The organism is Bradyrhizobium sp. SZCCHNS30572 (assembly GCF_032484415.1).
Classification (GTDB): domain Bacteria; phylum Pseudomonadota; class Alphaproteobacteria; order Rhizobiales; family Xanthobacteraceae; genus Bradyrhizobium.
Genome location: NZ_JAUESY010000001.1, coordinates 819,011 through 836,463 on the forward strand (window position 1 = coordinate 819,011; position 17,453 = coordinate 836,463).

General features: G+C 60.5%; 29 protein-coding genes. All 29 read right to left on the minus strand.

From position 1 onward, the window contains the following. Positions 1–6: 6 nt before the first annotated feature. Positions 7–1,218 carry a site-specific integrase gene (locus tag QX048_RS03730; RefSeq protein WP_316201034.1) on the minus strand — a complete coding sequence of 404 codons (1,212 nt, stop codon included), beginning with the start codon at positions 1,216–1,218 and terminating at the stop codon, positions 7–9. Positions 1,219–1,432: 214 nt separating this feature from the next. Beyond that, on the minus strand, positions 1,433–1,744 hold the full coding sequence (locus tag QX048_RS03735) for a hypothetical protein (RefSeq protein ID WP_316201033.1): 312 nt from the start codon (positions 1,742–1,744) through the stop codon (positions 1,433–1,435). Next, positions 1,741–2,583 (minus strand): thymidylate synthase, encoded by an 843-nt coding sequence (locus QX048_RS03740; protein WP_316201032.1) that lies wholly within the window; start codon positions 2,581–2,583, stop codon positions 1,741–1,743. Before QX048_RS03740 ends, QX048_RS03735 begins: the two co-directional genes overlap by 4 nt. 22 nt (positions 2,584–2,605) lie before the next feature. Next, on the minus strand, positions 2,606–2,818 hold the full coding sequence (locus tag QX048_RS03745) for a hypothetical protein (RefSeq protein WP_316201031.1): 213 nt from the start codon (positions 2,816–2,818) through the stop codon (positions 2,606–2,608). Further along, complete coding sequence (locus QX048_RS03750) at positions 2,815–3,093, minus strand: hypothetical protein (RefSeq protein ID WP_316201030.1); 279 nt, start codon at positions 3,091–3,093, stop codon at positions 2,815–2,817. The genes QX048_RS03745 and QX048_RS03750 overlap by 4 nt, the downstream gene beginning before the upstream one ends. Continuing rightward, positions 3,090–3,578, minus strand: coding sequence for a hypothetical protein (locus tag QX048_RS03755; RefSeq protein ID WP_316201029.1), 489 nt, complete (start codon positions 3,576–3,578; stop codon positions 3,090–3,092). The genes QX048_RS03750 and QX048_RS03755 overlap by 4 nt, the downstream gene beginning before the upstream one ends. A gap of 20 nt (positions 3,579–3,598) precedes the next feature. Then, positions 3,599–4,132: a hypothetical protein gene (locus tag QX048_RS03760; protein WP_316201028.1), complete on the minus strand. Its 534-nt coding sequence runs from the start codon at positions 4,130–4,132 to the stop codon at positions 3,599–3,601. Positions 4,133–4,268: 136 nt separating this feature from the next. Next, the gene (locus QX048_RS03765; RefSeq protein WP_316201027.1) at positions 4,269–4,658 is read right to left on the minus strand and encodes a hypothetical protein; all 390 of its coding nucleotides are present in this window, start codon (positions 4,656–4,658) and stop codon (positions 4,269–4,271) included. A gap of 63 nt (positions 4,659–4,721) precedes the next feature. Next, on the minus strand, positions 4,722–5,228 hold the full coding sequence (locus QX048_RS03770; protein ID WP_316201026.1) for a hypothetical protein: 507 nt from the start codon (positions 5,226–5,228) through the stop codon (positions 4,722–4,724). Continuing rightward, a complete protein-coding gene (locus tag QX048_RS03775; RefSeq protein ID WP_316201025.1) occupies positions 5,225–5,554 on the minus strand; it encodes a hypothetical protein in 330 nt (109 codons plus the stop codon). Before QX048_RS03775 ends, QX048_RS03770 begins: the two co-directional genes overlap by 4 nt. Further along, entirely contained in the window at positions 5,554–6,219 is a 666-nt protein-coding gene (locus QX048_RS03780) for a TerC family protein (protein ID WP_316201024.1), read from the minus strand. The genes QX048_RS03775 and QX048_RS03780 overlap by 1 nt, the downstream gene beginning before the upstream one ends. Before the next feature lie 65 nt (positions 6,220–6,284). Then, positions 6,285–6,722 (minus strand): Tellurite resistance protein TerB, encoded by a 438-nt coding sequence (locus QX048_RS03785; protein WP_315768578.1) that lies wholly within the window; start codon positions 6,720–6,722, stop codon positions 6,285–6,287. A gap of 127 nt (positions 6,723–6,849) precedes the next feature. Further along, the gene (locus QX048_RS03790; protein ID WP_315768576.1) at positions 6,850–6,984 is read right to left on the minus strand and encodes a hypothetical protein; all 135 of its coding nucleotides are present in this window, start codon (positions 6,982–6,984) and stop codon (positions 6,850–6,852) included. Beyond that, positions 6,981–10,376, minus strand: a complete 3,396-nt coding sequence (locus QX048_RS03795) for an adenosylcobalamin-dependent ribonucleoside-diphosphate reductase (protein ID WP_316201023.1) — start codon at positions 10,374–10,376, stop codon at positions 6,981–6,983. The genes QX048_RS03790 and QX048_RS03795 overlap by 4 nt, the downstream gene beginning before the upstream one ends. After that, a complete protein-coding gene (locus tag QX048_RS03800; RefSeq protein WP_316201022.1) occupies positions 10,373–10,651 on the minus strand; it encodes a hypothetical protein in 279 nt (92 codons plus the stop codon). Before QX048_RS03800 ends, QX048_RS03795 begins: the two co-directional genes overlap by 4 nt. Next, positions 10,648–10,989 carry a hypothetical protein gene (locus QX048_RS03805; RefSeq protein WP_316201021.1) on the minus strand — a complete coding sequence of 114 codons (342 nt, stop codon included), beginning with the start codon at positions 10,987–10,989 and terminating at the stop codon, positions 10,648–10,650. The genes QX048_RS03800 and QX048_RS03805 overlap by 4 nt, the downstream gene beginning before the upstream one ends. Positions 10,990–11,185: 196 nt before the next feature. Next, positions 11,186–11,695, minus strand: a complete 510-nt coding sequence (locus QX048_RS03810; protein WP_316201020.1) for a hypothetical protein — start codon at positions 11,693–11,695, stop codon at positions 11,186–11,188. Between the two features lie 43 nt (positions 11,696–11,738). Further along, positions 11,739–12,026 (minus strand): hypothetical protein, encoded by a 288-nt coding sequence (locus tag QX048_RS03815; protein ID WP_316201019.1) that lies wholly within the window; start codon positions 12,024–12,026, stop codon positions 11,739–11,741. 194 nt (positions 12,027–12,220) lie between these two features. Beyond that, positions 12,221–12,595, minus strand: coding sequence for a hypothetical protein (locus tag QX048_RS03820; RefSeq protein WP_316201018.1), 375 nt, complete (start codon positions 12,593–12,595; stop codon positions 12,221–12,223). 65 nt (positions 12,596–12,660) lie between these two features. Beyond that, positions 12,661–12,903, minus strand: coding sequence for a hypothetical protein (locus tag QX048_RS03825; RefSeq protein WP_316201017.1), 243 nt, complete (start codon positions 12,901–12,903; stop codon positions 12,661–12,663). Then, positions 12,900–13,439: a hypothetical protein gene (locus QX048_RS03830; RefSeq protein WP_316201016.1), complete on the minus strand. Its 540-nt coding sequence runs from the start codon at positions 13,437–13,439 to the stop codon at positions 12,900–12,902. The genes QX048_RS03825 and QX048_RS03830 overlap by 4 nt, the downstream gene beginning before the upstream one ends. Beyond that, the gene (locus QX048_RS03835; RefSeq protein WP_316201015.1) at positions 13,436–13,702 is read right to left on the minus strand and encodes a hypothetical protein; all 267 of its coding nucleotides are present in this window, start codon (positions 13,700–13,702) and stop codon (positions 13,436–13,438) included. The genes QX048_RS03830 and QX048_RS03835 overlap by 4 nt, the downstream gene beginning before the upstream one ends. Next, positions 13,689–13,841, minus strand: coding sequence for a hypothetical protein (locus QX048_RS03840; protein ID WP_316201014.1), 153 nt, complete (start codon positions 13,839–13,841; stop codon positions 13,689–13,691). Before QX048_RS03840 ends, QX048_RS03835 begins: the two co-directional genes overlap by 14 nt. Next, a complete protein-coding gene (locus tag QX048_RS03845) occupies positions 13,838–14,248 on the minus strand; it encodes a hypothetical protein (protein ID WP_316201013.1) in 411 nt (136 codons plus the stop codon). Before QX048_RS03845 ends, QX048_RS03840 begins: the two co-directional genes overlap by 4 nt. Continuing rightward, a complete protein-coding gene (locus QX048_RS03850; RefSeq protein WP_316201012.1) occupies positions 14,248–14,754 on the minus strand; it encodes a hypothetical protein in 507 nt (168 codons plus the stop codon). The genes QX048_RS03845 and QX048_RS03850 overlap by 1 nt, the downstream gene beginning before the upstream one ends. Positions 14,755–14,758: 4 nt before the next feature. After that, entirely contained in the window at positions 14,759–14,959 is a 201-nt protein-coding gene (locus QX048_RS03855) for a hypothetical protein (protein ID WP_316201011.1), read from the minus strand. Then, on the minus strand, positions 14,949–15,734 hold the full coding sequence (locus QX048_RS03860; RefSeq protein WP_316201010.1) for a hypothetical protein: 786 nt from the start codon (positions 15,732–15,734) through the stop codon (positions 14,949–14,951). Before QX048_RS03860 ends, QX048_RS03855 begins: the two co-directional genes overlap by 11 nt. A gap of 37 nt (positions 15,735–15,771) precedes the next feature. After that, positions 15,772–16,728, minus strand: coding sequence for a YqaJ viral recombinase family protein (locus tag QX048_RS03865; RefSeq protein WP_316201009.1), 957 nt, complete (start codon positions 16,726–16,728; stop codon positions 15,772–15,774). A gap of 19 nt (positions 16,729–16,747) precedes the next feature. Further along, a complete protein-coding gene (gene dnaQ / locus QX048_RS03870) occupies positions 16,748–17,446 on the minus strand; it encodes a DNA polymerase III subunit epsilon (protein WP_316201008.1) in 699 nt (232 codons plus the stop codon). Positions 17,447–17,453: the final 7 nt, after the last annotated feature.

Consider the following 17,453-nt stretch of genomic DNA (forward strand, 5'->3'; position numbering starts at 1 on the left):
TTCTGATCATCCCGTCTTCCTCGATTTCTTCTGGGGTACAGATTGGGGTACAGATTGAGCCTGTTTCGGGGCCTTCGCCTTCTTTGCCGTGATGCCCGCAATCGCACCCTTCATGTGGTCCGGATGATGATGTCCGTAGACCTCACGCAGCACTTCAACTGACATTCCGAGATAGCCGGCCGCCTGCCACTCATCGACGCCCGCCTGCATCAGCCAGGTCGCCGCGGTGTGGCGCAGGGTGTGCGGCGTGACCTTGATGTCGACCTTGGCCAGGCGCACGGCACTGGCGAAGCCCTTCTTCACCCGCTTCACCGGAAGCCCGCGATACTCGACGAAGTTCTCGGACACGGTCCCCTTGGCGACCCAGCGCCGCATGTGAGCGAGCAGGCGCGGCGGCAGCGGCACGGTCGGCTGCTGCTTCTTGGTCTTACGCTTGCCGATCGCCAACCGGTGAAACAGGCCGGCCTCCAGATCGACGAACGACTTGCCGGCCTCCTTCCGGATCGAGGCAGAGGCGATGGCGCCGGCTCGAGTTCCAGTGTAGCAGCCGATCAGAAGGAAACGGGCGACGTGGCGCAGCGGTCGCTTGTCGGTGACCACCACCTCGCCCTTCCGCTCGCCGCGGTGGATCGTCTGCGTCTCCCGGTAGCGCCAGGCAGCCCAGATAATGGCGGCGGCCTGGTCGCGTGTAATCCACTCCTGCCGCGCCTCGCCCTTAGGCGGTAGGGTGACGTTGACCTCACCGAAGTGGAGGTTCTGGGCGGAGTGGTTGTTGATGGCGGCGCGCAGCACTTCGAGATCTCGGCGAGCGCCACCAAGGCCTGGACGGCTGGCGACGTAGTCGCGGCACGTCTTCGGATTGACCTGGAGCAGGGTCTTGTCGCCCCAGAACTCGTTGAGGCGATTGACGTGGCCGAGCAGGTTCGGATCGGGGCAATCCTTGCCGCCCTTGTCGTGATAATAGATCGCCAGCACGTCGCCGATCAGGATGACAGCGATGTCCTTGGCGCGGCGCGTCGGGTCGAATTTCTCAGCTATGTACGTGCCGAGGAATTGTTCCGCTTCGATTGGCGGTGTAGTTTCAGCTGCGCCCGCAGCAACTCCTGTGGAGACGACTTTTTGCTTGTCTCGGACGACCCACATGGCCGGCTTGAGTTTGCCTCCCTCGCGTCGGGCAGGTCGCTTGTAGAGGTAGGGGCCTTTGCTGTTACGCGACATAGTTCTCTCATGTCCTCGATGGCAGCGAGCGTGGTGTAGTGCTTGCCCGCGATCACTTCATAGGTGAGCCGGCCTCGGCCGATCTCTCGGCGCAGTCCTGCCAGTTTCATGGAACCGTCTGGGAAAGCCAGACGAGCTGCCACTTCGAGTCTGAGTGGAGTCTGAGGACCGATGAGATCGACATTATCGATGCCGTCGATTTTTGGTAGGGCCTTCATTTCTTCCCAAAAACCGACTCTGCAGTCGGCTCTCCCTTCCTTTCGGGTGCATGGTAGGTCTTGATCGTCTGCTTCCTGCCCTTGGTCAGGAAGGATTGGATGTCGCGCGCCTTGTTGAGCTTCGCTGCCATCACCCGAAAGCCGGCCAGCTCAGCGGCCTCGGCAGATCGAAACAGCTTCGGCTTCCCATCGTCTCCAGTGACCCATTGGGCTGGGTCACCGGGAATCGCGAATGATGAGAGATAGACGCCGTCGATCTCGTGGTGGCCAACGGCGGCCGAATAGAACGATTGCGAGACCTTCGTCATACAGAAACCTCTGCTTTGATCGCCGGGTGCGGATCGTACCCGAGGAGCACGATGTCCTTGTAGGTGAAGTCGAAGATGCTCTTGATCGCTGGATCGAGGCCAACCTTCGGCAATGGCCGTAGCTCGCGCGTCAGCAGCAACTTCGCCTGATCCAGGTGATTCAGGTAGAGGTGCGTGTCGCCGAACGAATGCACAAATTCACCCGGCTCCAGACCGGTGACCTGGGCCATCATCAGAGTCAGTAGCGCATAGGAGGCGATGTTGAATGGCACGCCGAGGAAGACGTCCGCCGAGCGCTGGTAGAGCTGGCAAGACAGCTTGCCGTTTGCCACGTAGAATTGGAATAGGCAGTGGCATGGTGGCAGCGCCATCTCGTCAACTTCTGCCGGATTCCAAGCCGTGACCATCAGCCGTCGCGAGTTGGGGTTCTTCTTGATCTGCTCGATGACATTGGCGATCTGGTCGATTGCCTGGTACCTGACCGATGACGGAAATCCCGTCTGCCGGTCGATATCGGCATACTCCAACTTCCCTGGCCAGCTGCGCCACTGCTTGCCATAGACCGGGCCGAGATCGCCGTTCTCGTCTGCCCATTCGTCCCAGATCGTCACGCCATGATCATGCAGGAATTTGATGTTGGTGTCTCCGCGCAAAAACCACAGCAACTCCACAGCGATGGCCTTGAACGGCAGCCGCTTTGTGGTCAGCAATGGGAAGCCGGCGCTCAAGTCGAAGCGCATCTGGTGTCCAAAAATCGAAATGGTTCCAGTCCCGGTTCGATCGCCCTTTTGCACTCCTTCGTGCAAAATGCGTTCGAGCAAAAGTTTGTATTCGAGCATATGCTTTCCTGCTAGTGTGTTTTTATTGCGCGAAGTTTGGAGCAACTTGCTCCTGGCATGAGAGCCCGGGTCCTGCGAGGCGGACAGCTTCTTCCTCCGTGTCATAGGGACCGGAGGCATCGAAGCATCCGGCCTCGGTGCCGTCCTCGTTCATATCCAGGTTGAGGATCCACCACCCGGACTGATCCTCGCCGACCTCCTCTGGCGGCAAGAACTTGACGATCGTCTTGCTCATGCCGCCTCCCGCAGTTCGCGCGTCGCGAAGAAGCCATCGTGATCGGGGTTGAGATCCATCCACATGCGAGCGTAGTAGGCGCTGTAGTGGTCGTTGATCTTGAACTTGTCGCCGTGCGTCTCGACGTTGGTCTCCCAGCGGATACGGTGCAGGATGGCGTCAGACGAGAACCGCGTGTGGCCCCTGCTGATCACCTGCTTGGTGAACCGGTCGAAGAGCTGGTAGACCTTCGGGTTGGACTCGTGGAATGCCCAAAACCTCTCCTCGATGCTCATGGCTGGACTCCTGGGATCTGGTTCAGTAGCCACATGATCTGAGCCTTCTGGTTCTCGATGATGGCTCGCTGCGCCCGGTTCTCCATCAGCTGCTTCGTATTGTGATCGAGCAACTCTCTCACACGGGTGGAGAAGAGGCTCTTCAGCGCGATCAGCTCTTCGACGGAGTTCAACAGCGCCGGCATCGACGCGAGGAACCCGTTCAGAGCTTTGGCGCGATCAGCTGAGAGTGGGGCATTGCCAGTGAAGGCGTAGAGGAGTGCATCGCTGGTCATGACCGCGTTCATCGCGGTACGCTCGGGCAGATCTGGAAAAGCCTCGCGCGTCTTCGCTAGGACATTTCTGTAGTCCTCGATGTGCTCTTCGTCGGTCAGCTCTTTCGTCGCCCCCCAGACATGACCGGGAAACATCTCCAGAAAACGTCTGGCGTCCGCCACGAACTCGAGCTTCTTCTGGTCGCTCACTGGCTCAACTGCCTTGTTCAAGTTGCTCTCCATGATGAAAATCAGCACCAGACCACGTCGAACAGCGGGTCTGTGATCTGCGATCGAATCCACTTCCGCATGCGGATGAAGCGCTCGTCCGGACTCTCGGGGCGCCAGCGCTTCTCGTTTTCGATCCACTCGCCGGTCATGCCGCTTTCGTCGTTCATCCAGACGATCTCGCGAGCGAGACAATCGGCGATGTCGAATTTTCCGGCGACCATGTCCGCGTCCTCGGGATCAATGTTGGACATGTCGACACCGCGGACCTTCCCGGCGGCGCCGATCGCGCAGACCGCTCCTTCCTGCTCCAACTCATCAGCGATCAGGCGCTTGCAGATCATCCCGTTCATGCCGATCAGGATGTCTCGGAAAAGGGACTGACCGCGCTTGCCGCGCGTGGCGCTGGCAACCATGCCGCGGTACCGGATGAAGCCCCACTGATCATCGTCGCAGTCCTCGCTGTATCCCGACCTGCTCATGGCTCGCTCCGCGCTCTGAAAATGGACAAAATGAAAGAGGACAGCCGCCCGTAGACGGCCGTCGATTGCATTCAAGCAAACGCCTGGGCGTCAAAAGAACCAGCGGCTGATCGGATAGCCCTTGGTGATCTTGACGGCGCTTGCGATGATCGTGAGCAGACCGATCGCATCGAGAATGTGATTGGCGAGAAAGACACCAAATACCGGCATGTCAGGCCTCGATTTTTGCCGGCAAGCCGGTTTCCGCGTTGTAGGGTTGGTCGGGCCGGGGGGAGATCCGGGTTGGATCTTCGCCGTTCATCAGCAGACGCTTGGTCTCTTGAATGAGGAAGGCAACACCGACGATGATGTTCGGAATGTCACCGCCGTAGCTGCGGAATCCGCTCCATCCTTCGGGATAGATCTGCGGCGGTTCATCGAAGGCGGCCTCGTCGCCGTTGCGGCGATCGAACACAGCATCGAGCTGACCGACGCCGGCTTCGAATAGCTCGCCGTTACCCACATCCCGGCGAGCATCGATCGGACCCCACATCTCGTTCTGGCGGCTGATCTCGGCGAAGATCAGCTCGTAGGCCTTGGCCTCTGCCTGTTTCGCGTCCAAAGTTCTCTCTCCTGTTTGCATGCTACCTCATTTGCATTCAAGCAAACGCTTCGTCAAGCGAAATCAGTATTTCTTGCCGCCCTTCTGGGTCCGGTTCTCGAACTTGTGGTCCGGGCGAACCAAGTTGAAGGAACTCTTCTCCGCTACAGCGCCAGCGAGGTCGAGGCCCAGCGCTCCGCTGAGATCTGCCGTCGATCGCAGCGCGAGTGCGAGGGCGATCTCTTTCCGGTCGAAGCCGGCGATGGCAACGATGGCTTCGGCGAGGCGATACTTCATGCCGCCTGACAGATCTCCCTCGCGGATAACGACGTCGGCCAGTTCGGTTTCGATAGCGCTTCGGTGGGGCAGCTTGTCATCCATCAGGTCCTTGCGGTCACCTTCCATAGCTTCGGACAGCTCGCTGTGGATCAGTGCGATCTTGGTGGGGACGATCAGAGGGTTGTCGCGCAGATCGGCGCCGGTCTTGGGGTCGATCCACCAATGGGCATTCATCTTGTGGCAGATATCGACGATTGACTGGACCGATCTCTTCAGCTCGTCCAGGTCGGCCTGGGTGAAATTGTCGTTCATGATGTCTCCTTGAATCTAAGTTCGTCCGCCAGGTCTTCGAACATCCGGACCACCTCCTTCTGGATGCGGCCTCGCTGGTCATTCCAGTCGAATGGTTGCTTGCCAACCTGGCTCTTGATGAGGGGCACGAAGCGCGCATACGCGCCTCGGTCTTCGATGCCAGCGGCTCTTCTGATGCAGCCCTCGATGTCAAAGGACCGCGCCATCTCGCTGAATACCGGAACCGGATTTCCGTTGCGGTCCCTCGCAAGCGTCTTCTGCGTCCAGCGCCCAGGCTTGGAGAACATCAGCAGACAGCGCTCGACGATCTCCAGCTCGGTGAACATCAGGCTGTCGGCACTTCCTTGGCCTTGTCGATCTGACGGTACAGATGGACGATCCATCCTGCGGTGACGACGATCATCAGGCCGGTGAAGGCATTCGGACCCCAGGGCCACGGGTACCACGGATCAGATCCGATGATGCCGCCAGCGACCCATCCCAGCAGGGCTGCGCCTGCCCACTTCAGGGCAGGGAAGCGTTCGATCATCATCGAGATGATAGCGCTGCCGGCGATCACGAGCGGGATCGACAGGAGGACACCGATCGCCATCAACCCCACATGGCCATGTGCGAGTGCCGCGATCGCCATGACGTTGTCGGTGCTCATCGTTGCATCGGCGATGGCGATGGTCGTGATCGCTGACCAGAGGGTTGTGACCGATTTCTCGCTGACATCGTCATCGTTGATGATGATCAGCTTGATGGCGACCCAGAGCAGATAGGTGCCTCCGAGGATGCCGAGTGCAGGAACGTCGAGCAGGCTGTTGGCGATTGTGGCCATCACGACGCGGAGCAGGATAGCCACTGCCGTGCCGCCGATGATTCCCCACTTCTGCTGGTCCTTCGGCAGCTGCCGGCTGACCATGGCGATGACGAGGGCGTTGTCGCCAGAGAGCAAGAGGTCGACCCAGACGATACCGAGAAGCGCGACCCAGAACAGGTGGTCCATGAAAATCTCCAGTTCAAGAAAAAGGGCGGCCCCGAAGGACCGCCCCGTTCAGATGAAGCGCCAGATCAGGCAGCGAGCAGCTTGTTGTCGTCGACGTTCAGCGCCTTGCCGATATCGGCGAGCACGACGCGCTCCTGGTCACCGATGCCGTCCTGGTCGGCCACGTCGGCGGCGATCAGGAACACGTCCTGGCGAGCGGAGATGTCGCGGGTCATCAGTGCCTCGATGGCGCGCTTGTTCTCCATGCGGCCGGCGCGGCTCTTGGCGCGGGCGAGGGCGGCATTGAGAGCCTCCTCGATCTGCGAGGCGGAGTAGGAAGCAGACACGATCGGGTTCGCCAGCATGCCGGAGATCGCAGCGTTGATCTCGGCGTCGTCGATCGAGCCGTCCGCCGCGGTGACGTTGGCAGCCGCTGCAGCGACGCCGGCCAGGAAAGCCTTGTCGCCCGTGTAGCTGTTGATCGCCTTGTCGGCCTGCTTCAGGAGATTGGAGAGGAAGCCCATGTTTCAGTCCTTTGGTTCGATTGCAGGCTGACCGCCTGCGTGGGTTTGCATTACTGCAAGATTTGCATTCAAGCAAGCAAAAAAGCGAACGGGCCCGTAGATCCGTTCCGTTCTTGTCGCCTACGGCTCACATGTCGTGAATGCCGAAGCCAGTCTCCCCGCAGCGCGGGCACTTCCAGCCGTAGCTTCCGTAAGCCCCTTCGTCGTCAGCTTCCCGCCTGTGATCGATGAACAGGCAGAGCAGTCGCTTCAGCCAGGTCATGAGCACCCCGTGGTCTCGCCGCACGTGTCACACTTGAGACAGGTGCCGTTGCGGACCATGGTGACGTTCCCGCACGATCCGCAGGTGTCCCCGGTGTATCCGCTCAGTTTTGCGACTGAGCGTTTGTCGAGCGGCTTTGCGCTGTACCGCGGTGCTTCCACCAATGCACCGACGATCATGACGCCTTCGACGGGGGGAGCAGACTCCGACACTCGGCCAACACCATCTCCGATTGCGGTGTGGCCGCTCTCCTCGGGGGTGACGTGCGCCAGATCATCACGATCGAGGTAGTTGATCGCGATGTCCCGGAACACGAAGTCGATGATCGAGGTGGCGTTCTTGATGCGATCGTGCTCCTGGACGAACCCGGAGGGCTCGAACCGGAAGAACGTGAAGGCATCCACGAACTCCTCCAAGGGCACGCCGTACTGCAGGCCGAGACTCACAGCGATGGCGAAGGCGTTCATCACCGACCGGAAAGCAGCGCCTTCCTTGTGCATGTCGATGAAGATCTCGCCCAGCCGCCCGTCCGGATACTCACCGGTCCGGAGGTAGAGCTTGTGCCCACCGACGATCGAACGCTGAGTGTAGCCTGACCGCTTGTGCGGCAGCTTCTCACGCTTCCGGACGATCTTCTCGATCACCTGGATGACCGTCTTCGGAGCTTCCTCCTCGATCGATTCGTCCTCGATCAGGGCCGACGACAGAGGCTGGGACAGCTTCGAGCCATCGCGATAGATTGCGTTGGCCTTCAGACCCAGCTTCCAGGACAGCATGTAGGCCGCCTTCACGTCCACGATCGTCGCCGTCGCAGGCATGTTGATGGTCTTGCTGATCGCACCGGAGATGAACGGCTGCACTGCCGCCATCATGCGGATGTGGCCCTCGGTGGAGATCGACCGCGTTCCCAGCTTGCCACACGGGGTAGCGCAGTCGAAGATCGCGTAATGCTCCTCCTTCAGGTGCGGGGCGCCCTCCAGAGTCATCGTGCCGCAGACCTGCTGGTCGACAAAGTCGATCAAGGCCTCTTCGATGCCGAGCGCCTTCCAATCCGCCAGAAAGCGGATGGTGAAAGCGGACTTCACCTGCTCGTTGAGGATCTTCACCCCGGCCGCCTCGGCGACGTCGACGAAGTCCTGCGGCAGATAGCCCGTTCCGGTGGCGTACTCGATGATCTCCCTGATCTGCTTCGTCGTGTAGCCGAGCTGCTGCAACGCCGGCTTTACGGCCTGGTTGATGATCTTGAAGTAGCCGCCGCCGGCCAGCTTCTTGAACTTCACCAGAGCGAAGTCGGGCTCTACACCCGTGGTGTCGCAGTCCATCACCAGGCCGATCGTGCCCGTGGGCGCGATGACCGTGGTCTGGGCGTTGCGGAAGCCGTAAGCCTCGCCCATCTCGACTGCCTCAGCCCAGATGGCAGAAGCCCGCGCCGGCAGATCGGTTTGGGGACAGTTGTCCCAATCCAGCGGCACCGGTTTGATCGTCAACCCCTCGAACTCCGCATCGCCATTCTCCGCCGCCGCATAGTGGTTGCGGATCACGCGCAGCATGGAATGCCGGTTCTCCTCGAACTTGACGAACGGACCCCGTTCCCGCGCCATCTCGGCGGAGGTCAGGTAGGCGGTCCCTGTCATGATCGCGGCGACAGCTCCAGCCAGAGCCCGAGCCTCGTCGGAGTCGTAGGGGAGACCCATGGTCATCAGCATGCCGCCGATGTTGGCGTAGCCGAGGCCGGTGGTGCGGTACTCGTACGAGAGCTTGGCAATCTCCTTTGACGGAAACTGAGCCATGTAGACCGAGATCTCGAGTACGATCTGGATCAGACGGCATGCGTGGATGAAACTCTCCGTCTCGAACACGATCGGACCATCGCCATGGCTCGACGTGAACTTGAGCAGGTTCGCCGACGCCAGGTTGCAGGCGGTGTCGTCGAGGAACATGTATTCCGAACAAGGGTTCGACGCCCGGATGTCGCCGCCGGCCGGGCACGTATGCCACTCGTTCATCGTGGTGTTGAAGTGCAGGCCGGGATCGGCCGACTCCCATGCCGCGCGAGCGATGGCGTCCCAGAGGTAAGATGCATCGAGGGTCTTGACCGTCTTGCCAGTGGTCCGGGCCGTGAGGTTCCACTTGCCGTCCTGCTGAACGGCATTGAGGAACTCATTCGTCACCGACACCGTGTTGTTGGCGTTCTGGCCGGACACGGTCTCGTAGGCCTTCGATTGCCAGTCGACGTCGAACTCCTCGGCGTAGAAGTTCTCACCCTGCTCGGCGAGCTGGATCACCCGGTTGATGTAGGTGTCCGGGATAAACGCCATCCGGGCTGCCCTGACAGCCGCTTTCATCGACGGGGTATCACGGCTCTCGCCATCGCCCCAGGCTTCCCAGACGGCCTGCAGCAGCCGCTTGGAGGCCTTCGAGCCGGCCACCAGCGCCGCGACCTTCTGCTCCTCCTCGACCTTCCAGGAGATGAACTCCTCGATGTCCGGATGATCCACATCGACCACGACCATCTTGGCTGCGCGCCGCGTTGTTCCTCCCGACTTGATCGCGCCGGCCGACCGATCGCCGATCTTGAGGAACGACATCATGCCCGACGACTTTCCGCCGCCCGACAGACGCTCGCCGGAACCGCGGAGGTTCGAGAAGTTGGAACCGGTGCCCGAGCCATACTTGAACAGGCGAGCCTCGCGCAGCCACAGGTCCATGATGCCGCCATCCTGGATCAGGTTGTCGCTGACACCCTGGATGAAGCAGGCATGCGGCTGCGGACGCTCGTAAGCGGACTGCGAGTCCAGGATATCGCCTTCTTCCTCGTCGAAGTAGCTGTGGCCCTGGGCCGGACCGTCGATGCCGTAAGCCCAGTGCAGGCCGGTGTTGAACCACTGCGGCGAGTTGGGTGCGAACATCTGGGTGGCGAGCATGAAGCGCAGCTCGTCGAAGAACGCGCGGGCATTCTCTTCCCTTGCCGCCTCATAGTCCGCGGGCGACACGAACTGGCTCATGGTGCCGGGCGAGAAGTAACCGCCCTTCCAGCCCCAATAGGTCCAGCAGCCGGCGAGGCGGTCGAACACCTGCTTGGCCGAAGACTCCTCGGTCAGCCAGTTGGTCGCGTCGCTCTCGAAGTACGGCACGGAGACGCGGCGTTGGAGCCATTCCGGCATACCGTCCTCTTCGACGCGCATGAGCTGCTTCGGCACACCGGCACGGCGGAAGTACTTCTGTGCCAGCACGTCGGTTGCGACCTGCGACCAGGCAGCCGGGATCTCGATACCCTCCTGACGGAAGACCACGGAGCCATCCAGATTGCGGATCTCGCTGGTTGCCTTGCGCCATTCGATCCGGCCATAGGGATCATGGCCGGCAGTCGTGTATCGTCGTTCAATTCTCATTCGGCACTCGCGCAGTACGGCCAATCGGCCGGGAGGGGGTCATACTCGTTGGTGGGTTTTGACGGCGCCGACCAGGTTTCAACCTGGTAGACATTGCCCGTTGCAGTCCGGAAGACGTTCGGCTCGATCTCCGCCACCACCTTCGCGGTGTAGAAGAACCAGCCATCGCGATAGCGGCCCTTGGTGTCGCCGTAGATCACGCCACGCAGGTTGAATCCGCCTGCGTCGATCGCGACACGCTGTGCCTTCCGGATGCTTGCAGTGATCGCGGTCATCCGCCGCGCTTCGTCGACCGGTAGGGATAGATCTTCGAATAGTCGATCCTCATCTCGCGCTTGACCGGGAAGAAGGTGACCGGCAGCTGCGACAGCTGCTGCATGATCTCCTTGATCTGATCCTGCTGCGTCTTCGGATCGAGAGGAGCGAGCTGCTGGACCAGTTCCGTGACGTGGCTGCGCTCGAAACGTGTCAGACACCGCGTGGCGCGGGTGGTGGAGCCGGCCGAGGCGTACTGAAACTTCGGCTTGATCTTCCGTCTCTGCTGCTGCGTCGTGATGAAGTGGAGCGCCTTCATCAGCCCCATCGACGTGTCTTCAACTCGTAAAGCGTCCATGTCTTCCTCTCTTTGGTGAACTCAAAGCGTCTCCAGGCGCCGGATCTGGCGTCTGATCTGCTGACGAACGAAATTGTTGGCGTAGGGCGTGCGAGGCGTTGACGGGAAAACGGTCGAGTACCAGGCACCACGAAATTGGAAGTTGACCGTCCGGTGCTTAGCGCTGTGACCAAGCCTGAAGTCCTCAATCTCTCCGTTATCCTTCAGGATCTGGACTGCCTGCTGGACCTCTCTCACCTCGCGCTTCATGCTTCTTGCCCCGCTTCGGAAAAGGCCGCTTCGGCCACGCTTTCTTGGGGCGCCGCGGCGGTGCATCGACCTCCGCATCAGGGTCGACCTTCGCCAGCATTCGACGCCTGAAATCCTCGGTCTCTTTCGCGATCCGCTTGGTGCGGGCGATCTCCGTGACATCTCCGCGCGCCAGCTCGCCGTGCGAGCCGAACGTCTTCTTCGCGTGACAGTCTTTGTGCTTGCCCTCGATGAACGCCGGATCGTTCGCTCGCGGCGTCGTGTCCTTGGCCTCAGTGTCCCAGCACCGCAGCTGCAGGGCAGGGACGTGGTCGAACTCGCAGTCCTCGATCTTGCCCAGGCGTTCACCGCACTTCGTGCAGGCAGCATCCTGCCGCAGGATCACCTGCACCTTCACTCTGTCCGGAATGGCCTTCCGGAAGCCCTTCGGGGGAGCAAGATCGAGGACGCTTTGCATTCGCTCTTCATATTTGCATTCAAGCAAACGGTCAAGCAAATCCTTACCAGACGTCTTCCGAGAAGAGCTGCGGGTGTTGACGGATGAACGGCACGCCATCTTCGCCGTATGTCGGGATGAGCTGGTTGGCAGCTTCGGCGATCTTGCGCGCCTCCTCACGGCCGACGAAGCGTCCGGTGGACGTCACAAAGCCCTGCTGTCCGCGGATCGATACCAGCCAGGGGCGCTCCGGGGCGATGTAGGCGATCACGTCGTGATGCCGTCCAGGCCGTGCGACGGTCCAGGTGACATGGTCACAAAAGATAGCAGCTCGCTCAATGGTCTCTTGCATGATCATCTCCTGGCAGGTCAGGGAAGGGCAGCGGGACACGTGCGAGGCATCCATCGGGTGTCGGCAGTCCAGGCCTCCAGCCGTGATCCCTGGCGCAGCCAAAGGTCTTCGGGCAGCCTTCGGGAGGGCAGAACTTCGTCTCCCCTGGCTTCTCGTGCCCGCATCTCCAGCTCGCCCAGTCGTCGAGTTCACCTTCAGCCATCTTCGCGCCCCATGTCCTTGTAGAGCCGGTACTCGGTGCCCTCGCGATGCCACTGACCATCGCAGATGGCGATGACCTTATGTGCCGCCAGAAAGTCCTCGTCGGTCTCAGCCTCATCCTCGTACAGCTCGCGCAGCTCGGCTGCCGTGGCCAGCTCATTGGTCCAGACCAGCTCGCCGTTCCCGACCCTGATCCGGGCGTGATCCGTGATGGCGTTCTCGACCCGGGAGATGGCATCCCGCAGATCAGCGAGTTCCGAAAGCAACAGGGCCGCATTGTTCGGCCCTCCATTCGGATGCACGCTTTCGATGCCAAAGCGGCCGATCTTGCCATTGATGCGCAAGCATCTTCCGATCGCCTCGATCACCTCGCCGGATTCCTCGGTGATGCGATCGACCTTGCCGTGAAGTGTGGTCGGTAGGTATTTCGGGTTCATAGCGTCGCCCCTGGAAGCGGAATCCGCTGGGTCATGGAGCGATCCCAGTCGGTGAGTTTTCGGCTGTAGTATTTGCCGTTCAAGATGTTGCGGTGGACGATCGTCGTTGGATATCGATCCGGCCGGGTGCTATCGACGTTTGTGAACAACACGACCTCATAGAGGTTGCCGTTGTAGTGGCTCCAGATGCTACCGATCTGAGGCCATGTGCTTTGATCATCGAGCCTGACCGGTGTCATGCACGAGCCACCTTCAGTGCTGCCTGGACGCGATCCTCGACCATCTTTTCGATATCGGCATCGAAGAGCGCGCGGACCTTCCGGGTGACCAGCTTGTCGATCTCGTCCTCGGCGAGTTGCTTGAGGCGCTCGACCGACTTATCGGCCAACTCGTTCACCAGCTGAGAACCACGCAGCTTGGCGTCAGAGAGGATCATCTCGGATTGGGTTTTGATGACCTGCTTGACCTGCTCCGCCATCTCGGGAGTCAGGTCTATGGTCTTGCCCCGCCAGCTGGACTTGATGCTGGCGATCTCCTTCTGGAACAGTTCGTCGAACTTCTTCTGGAACGCAGCATCCTCCTTGACGACCTCGACCAGGCTGGTTCGCTGCACCTTGAAGATGGCGTCGATGACGTTGCGGATGTCGCTCGGCAGGTACTTTGCGAACATCCGCCGACACATCTCGGCAATGACGGCCTGCTGCAGCTCCAGCTTAGCGTTAGGATCCTTGAACAGCGCTTCCATGGCGCTGGCATCCAGCTTGATTGCGATCATTTGAGTGCCTTCATCTCGATCTTGATGGTGGTGAGGTTGTTGCCGATCAGGTAGGCGAGGAGACGTACCGCGGAAATGCGGTAGACCCGATCACCCGTGTTGGGATTGACGGTCGTAAGCTGCCTCCGGGGAAATTTTGGTGGAGCCATCCACCCCTTCGGAGTCGTGATCATGATCCCGGCTTCCTCAGCTGGAAGTCCGCTCGTCGTGTGGAAATTGATGTTCTCCACGCATCGCAGCGCCAGTTGGTCAGCGTTGTTCATGCGGTGTCCACTTCACCTTGCCGTACGCGATCCTGCGCCTCAGCATCCGAAAGGCATCGCGCTCCGAAGGGGCGAGGAACACCCATTCCCCGCCCCAGAAACCAGTCAGTAGGCTGATGATCGGCCGATAGGCCTTCATGCCTCCTCCGGCAGCGTCGCCAGCTCGGCCTTCACGCGCTCGATCACGCGGTCCGAGAAGTTGTCCGGATGACGCGGATCGGTCACGACGCCGAAATCATCGGTCTCCAGATGCTCGTGGAGATCAAAAGCTGTATTCGGGTTGCTGGCGTGCCAGAGTCCATAGAAGTTCCTGATCGCCCTGCCGGCGTGCCAAAGGCATCCCGCGTGATCTGGCTGCTTCTTCAGTGCGGCCAGGTGCGGGCTCATGATCGGCGGACTCCAGCTGACCGGATCAAGCCAGCGCTGCAGCGCGACCGGATCGGCCTTCACTTTCGCGACGATATCGGCGACCATTCCGTCTTCGTCCAGATAAGAGCCATGCCATTCCTGGCTGTTGCGCGGCTCGCCTTCAGCTACGTTTGCCATCACGCTACATCCTCATCCTTGCGGCGTTCCTCGTTGTCATTCGCCGGTTCCTTGTAATTTGCCTGCTGCCTTGCCTCTTTCAGCAGCTCATCTACGTCGATACCAGGAAGGATATTGGTCTCGATGATACTCATGGCTTTGTCGAAGAACGGCTTGAATGTCTCCTCGGTCATCGCGTCGTAGGCCGTCGACGACGGGACCATGATGATCTCGCCGGCGACTGTCATGACGGGCTCGACCACGCCGCAGCCGACTAGCAGGGTCTTGTGCAGACTGTCCTCCGACACAAACAGATCGGTGTTCTGGACGACCAGGCGCAGGATTACCCGATACAGCCGGTGCCGCGGTGCATTACGCTGCTGGACGATGTTGACGCGCAGAAGCTTGTTGACCGGCAGTTCGTCGAACTTATCGCGATCATAGTTGGCATAGGGCACAAGGTGCCCGTCCTCGTTCTTGACGGCATAGATCCAGGGGTTGCTCGACTTGCTCGATGTCTTGCTCATCTGCTCATTCCCGTAGCTCTCCACCGAGGCGAAGGACCTGCTCCTTGCACGCCTCCTTGAGCCGCTCGATCTGATCGTCCGTCAGGCCGTAGTCGTAGCGGTGATCTCTCTCGGCCGCCCACCAGGCCCGCAGATCATCCGTGCTCTTGGCGAGCTGGATGACCTGCAAGGCGAGTTGGACGTATGCGCGTGACTTAGCCCGCATTCGCTTTGGTCTTGGCCGACTTCAGCTCCTGCGAGCGGTCGCTGGCCTTCTTGCGGATGAGAGCCTCGTCGTCCTCGTGGAGCTTCGCGAGGTCGTCGGCGAACGCCTTCTCGGCGATGATCTCCATGATCTCCTTGACGGAGCCGGCCTGGGCGATCTGATCCTCCCAGTGGTCGAGGATGGAGTCCTGCTCCTTCTCGTCGACCGACGGTCCACGCTTGGACTTTCCGCCCTTCGAGGATCCGCCCTTGTCAGACGACTTGCTGCCGCGATCCTGATTGTCGTTGGCGCTGTCGAACTCGTCGGAGCCGCGGAAATCCTGCTTCAGATCGCTGACGTAGCGGTTGTCGTCATACATGCCGAGGTGGATGTCGGCAGCAAAGCCGAGCGTGCTGAGCGCCTTCGACAGTGCGTCCGTGAGGGATTTCTTCGGAGCCTCCTCGTCAGTGTACCAGCCGTTCTTGTTCTTGCCGACGAAGGTGGTCTGACCGAAATGCTCGATCTCGCCCTTCTTGTCGCCCCAGATGTACCAGAGCTTCAGACGCAGGATGTGGACCACATCCTTGTCCTGGCCGGGCTGGAATTTGTCCTCGACGATGGTCCAGCCCCAGCCGATGCCGATCGGGCCGAACATCTTCGTGGCCTTCTTGATCAGGTACGTGGCGTTGGTTGCCGTTCCCTTGAAGCCGCCGCCGCGATTGAACGACTTGGTGAAGTTGGGGTCGGTCTGCTCGACCTCGTTCCAGATCGCGAGGTTTTCGGATGGATTGCTCATGGTCTTCCTCTTAGTGAAAAGGGGAGGGCAGGGGCGGTTAGGCCGCCTCTGCTTCCTCGGTGTTGTCGTTGTCGGCCTTCTTCTTCGGGGTGCGCTTCTTCTTCGTCTCAGGCGGGAACCAGGCCTGCTCGGTATCGATCTTGGCGACTTCGTCCTTGTCGCAATCGATCAGGAGCTTGCCGTCCTTCGACAGCTTGATGGTCACGCCCTTGCCGGCTGCCTGCAGCGCATCCTCCGGCATCAGCTTCTTGATCGCCTTCTTCGCCGCCTCGTGCTTCTTGGCGGCAGTGAGCGTTCGCTTCAGATCGTGAGCCAGAGATGCCCACTCGTTGCTCTCGCTCATGTCGACGATCTTGATGCGATCCTTGATCTCGACCTCGATCAACGGATTGCCAGGGATGCGGCCGGTCTGGACGCAATCCCAGAAGTCCTTCTCGGCCTTCAGCAGCTCGACCTGGTAGAAGATGTCGGCCTCGATCTCGACCTTGTACCACTGTGCCGCACCAGTCAGGATTGACAGGTAGGAGACCGGCATGCCGGTCACCATCATGTTGTGCTGGCACTGCGGGAAGTACTTCTTGATCGCCGCATCGAGTGAGAAGCCGAACGGGAACATGAACTTGAACTCGACCATCGCGATCGCCGGACCGGTCTCGGTCTCGCGGACCAGTCCGTCGAGTGTGGCGTGGGCGTTCTCCCAGTCCTCGTAGAAAACCTTCTTCTGCTCGTCGGTCACCCACAGCCCGGTGTCCTTCTCGAACAGGTCGGCGTTCAGCGGCTCGGTCAGGTTGCCGAGATTGATCAAGATCACCTCGCTGAGGTCGTCAGGCGCCATCTCGCCGCGCTTCTCGGCCCAGAGACGCTCGATCGCGTTCTGGTCGCCGGACATGATAATCTTGGCATCGGATCCGCCGATCGACGTCTTGCGGGCGGCGCGGGCTTCGGCGCTCATGCCAAGGTGGCCAGTGCGCCTGTAAAGGGCTGGTGCGCTCATCGTTCTCTCCTGGTTGGCTTTAGGCTGCGTTCTCGAGTTTTGGGGCGCGATACTCGCCCCAGATCGCGTCCTTCATCTCGCTGATGAACTGCGCGTGCAGGGCGCGGTCCTCGTCGGTGACTCTCGGTGCAAGCGGCGTCGGCCGCGGTCTGATGGTGGGTTGGGCGACATCCGAGGACTCTGCGAATAGGTCCAGTGACATCCCCATCTGCCGGCCGCCGCGCAGCTCGCAGTAAACTTCCGCAAGCAGCTGGGCATCGAGTAGCGCGCCGTGCTTGTCACGCTTGGTCAGGTTGATGCCGAACGTCTTGCACAGCGAGTCGAGCGTGTGCCTGGCTCCAGGCCGCTTCTCGCGGGCAAGAGCTAGGCTGTCGACGATCTCATTCTGCAGCGGTGGCAGATCGAGACGATCCAGCTCGGCATTGATCATTCCGACGTCGAAGCCGGCATTGTGGGCGACCAGCGTCGCACCTTCGATGAAGGTAAGGAACTGGTTGACCTGCCGGCGGAACGTCGGGAATTTCTTCAGGAACTCGTTGCTGAGCCCGTGGACCTTGAACGCTTCCTTGTGAACAGGATGCGTCGGGTTGATGTATTTGTGGAAGGTCTTGCCGGTCGGCATCAGGTCGATCGCCTCGACACAGCCGATCTCGACGATCCGATCGGTCTTGCGATCGAGTCCCGTGGTCTCCGTATCGAGGATGATCTCACGCTTCAAGGCAATC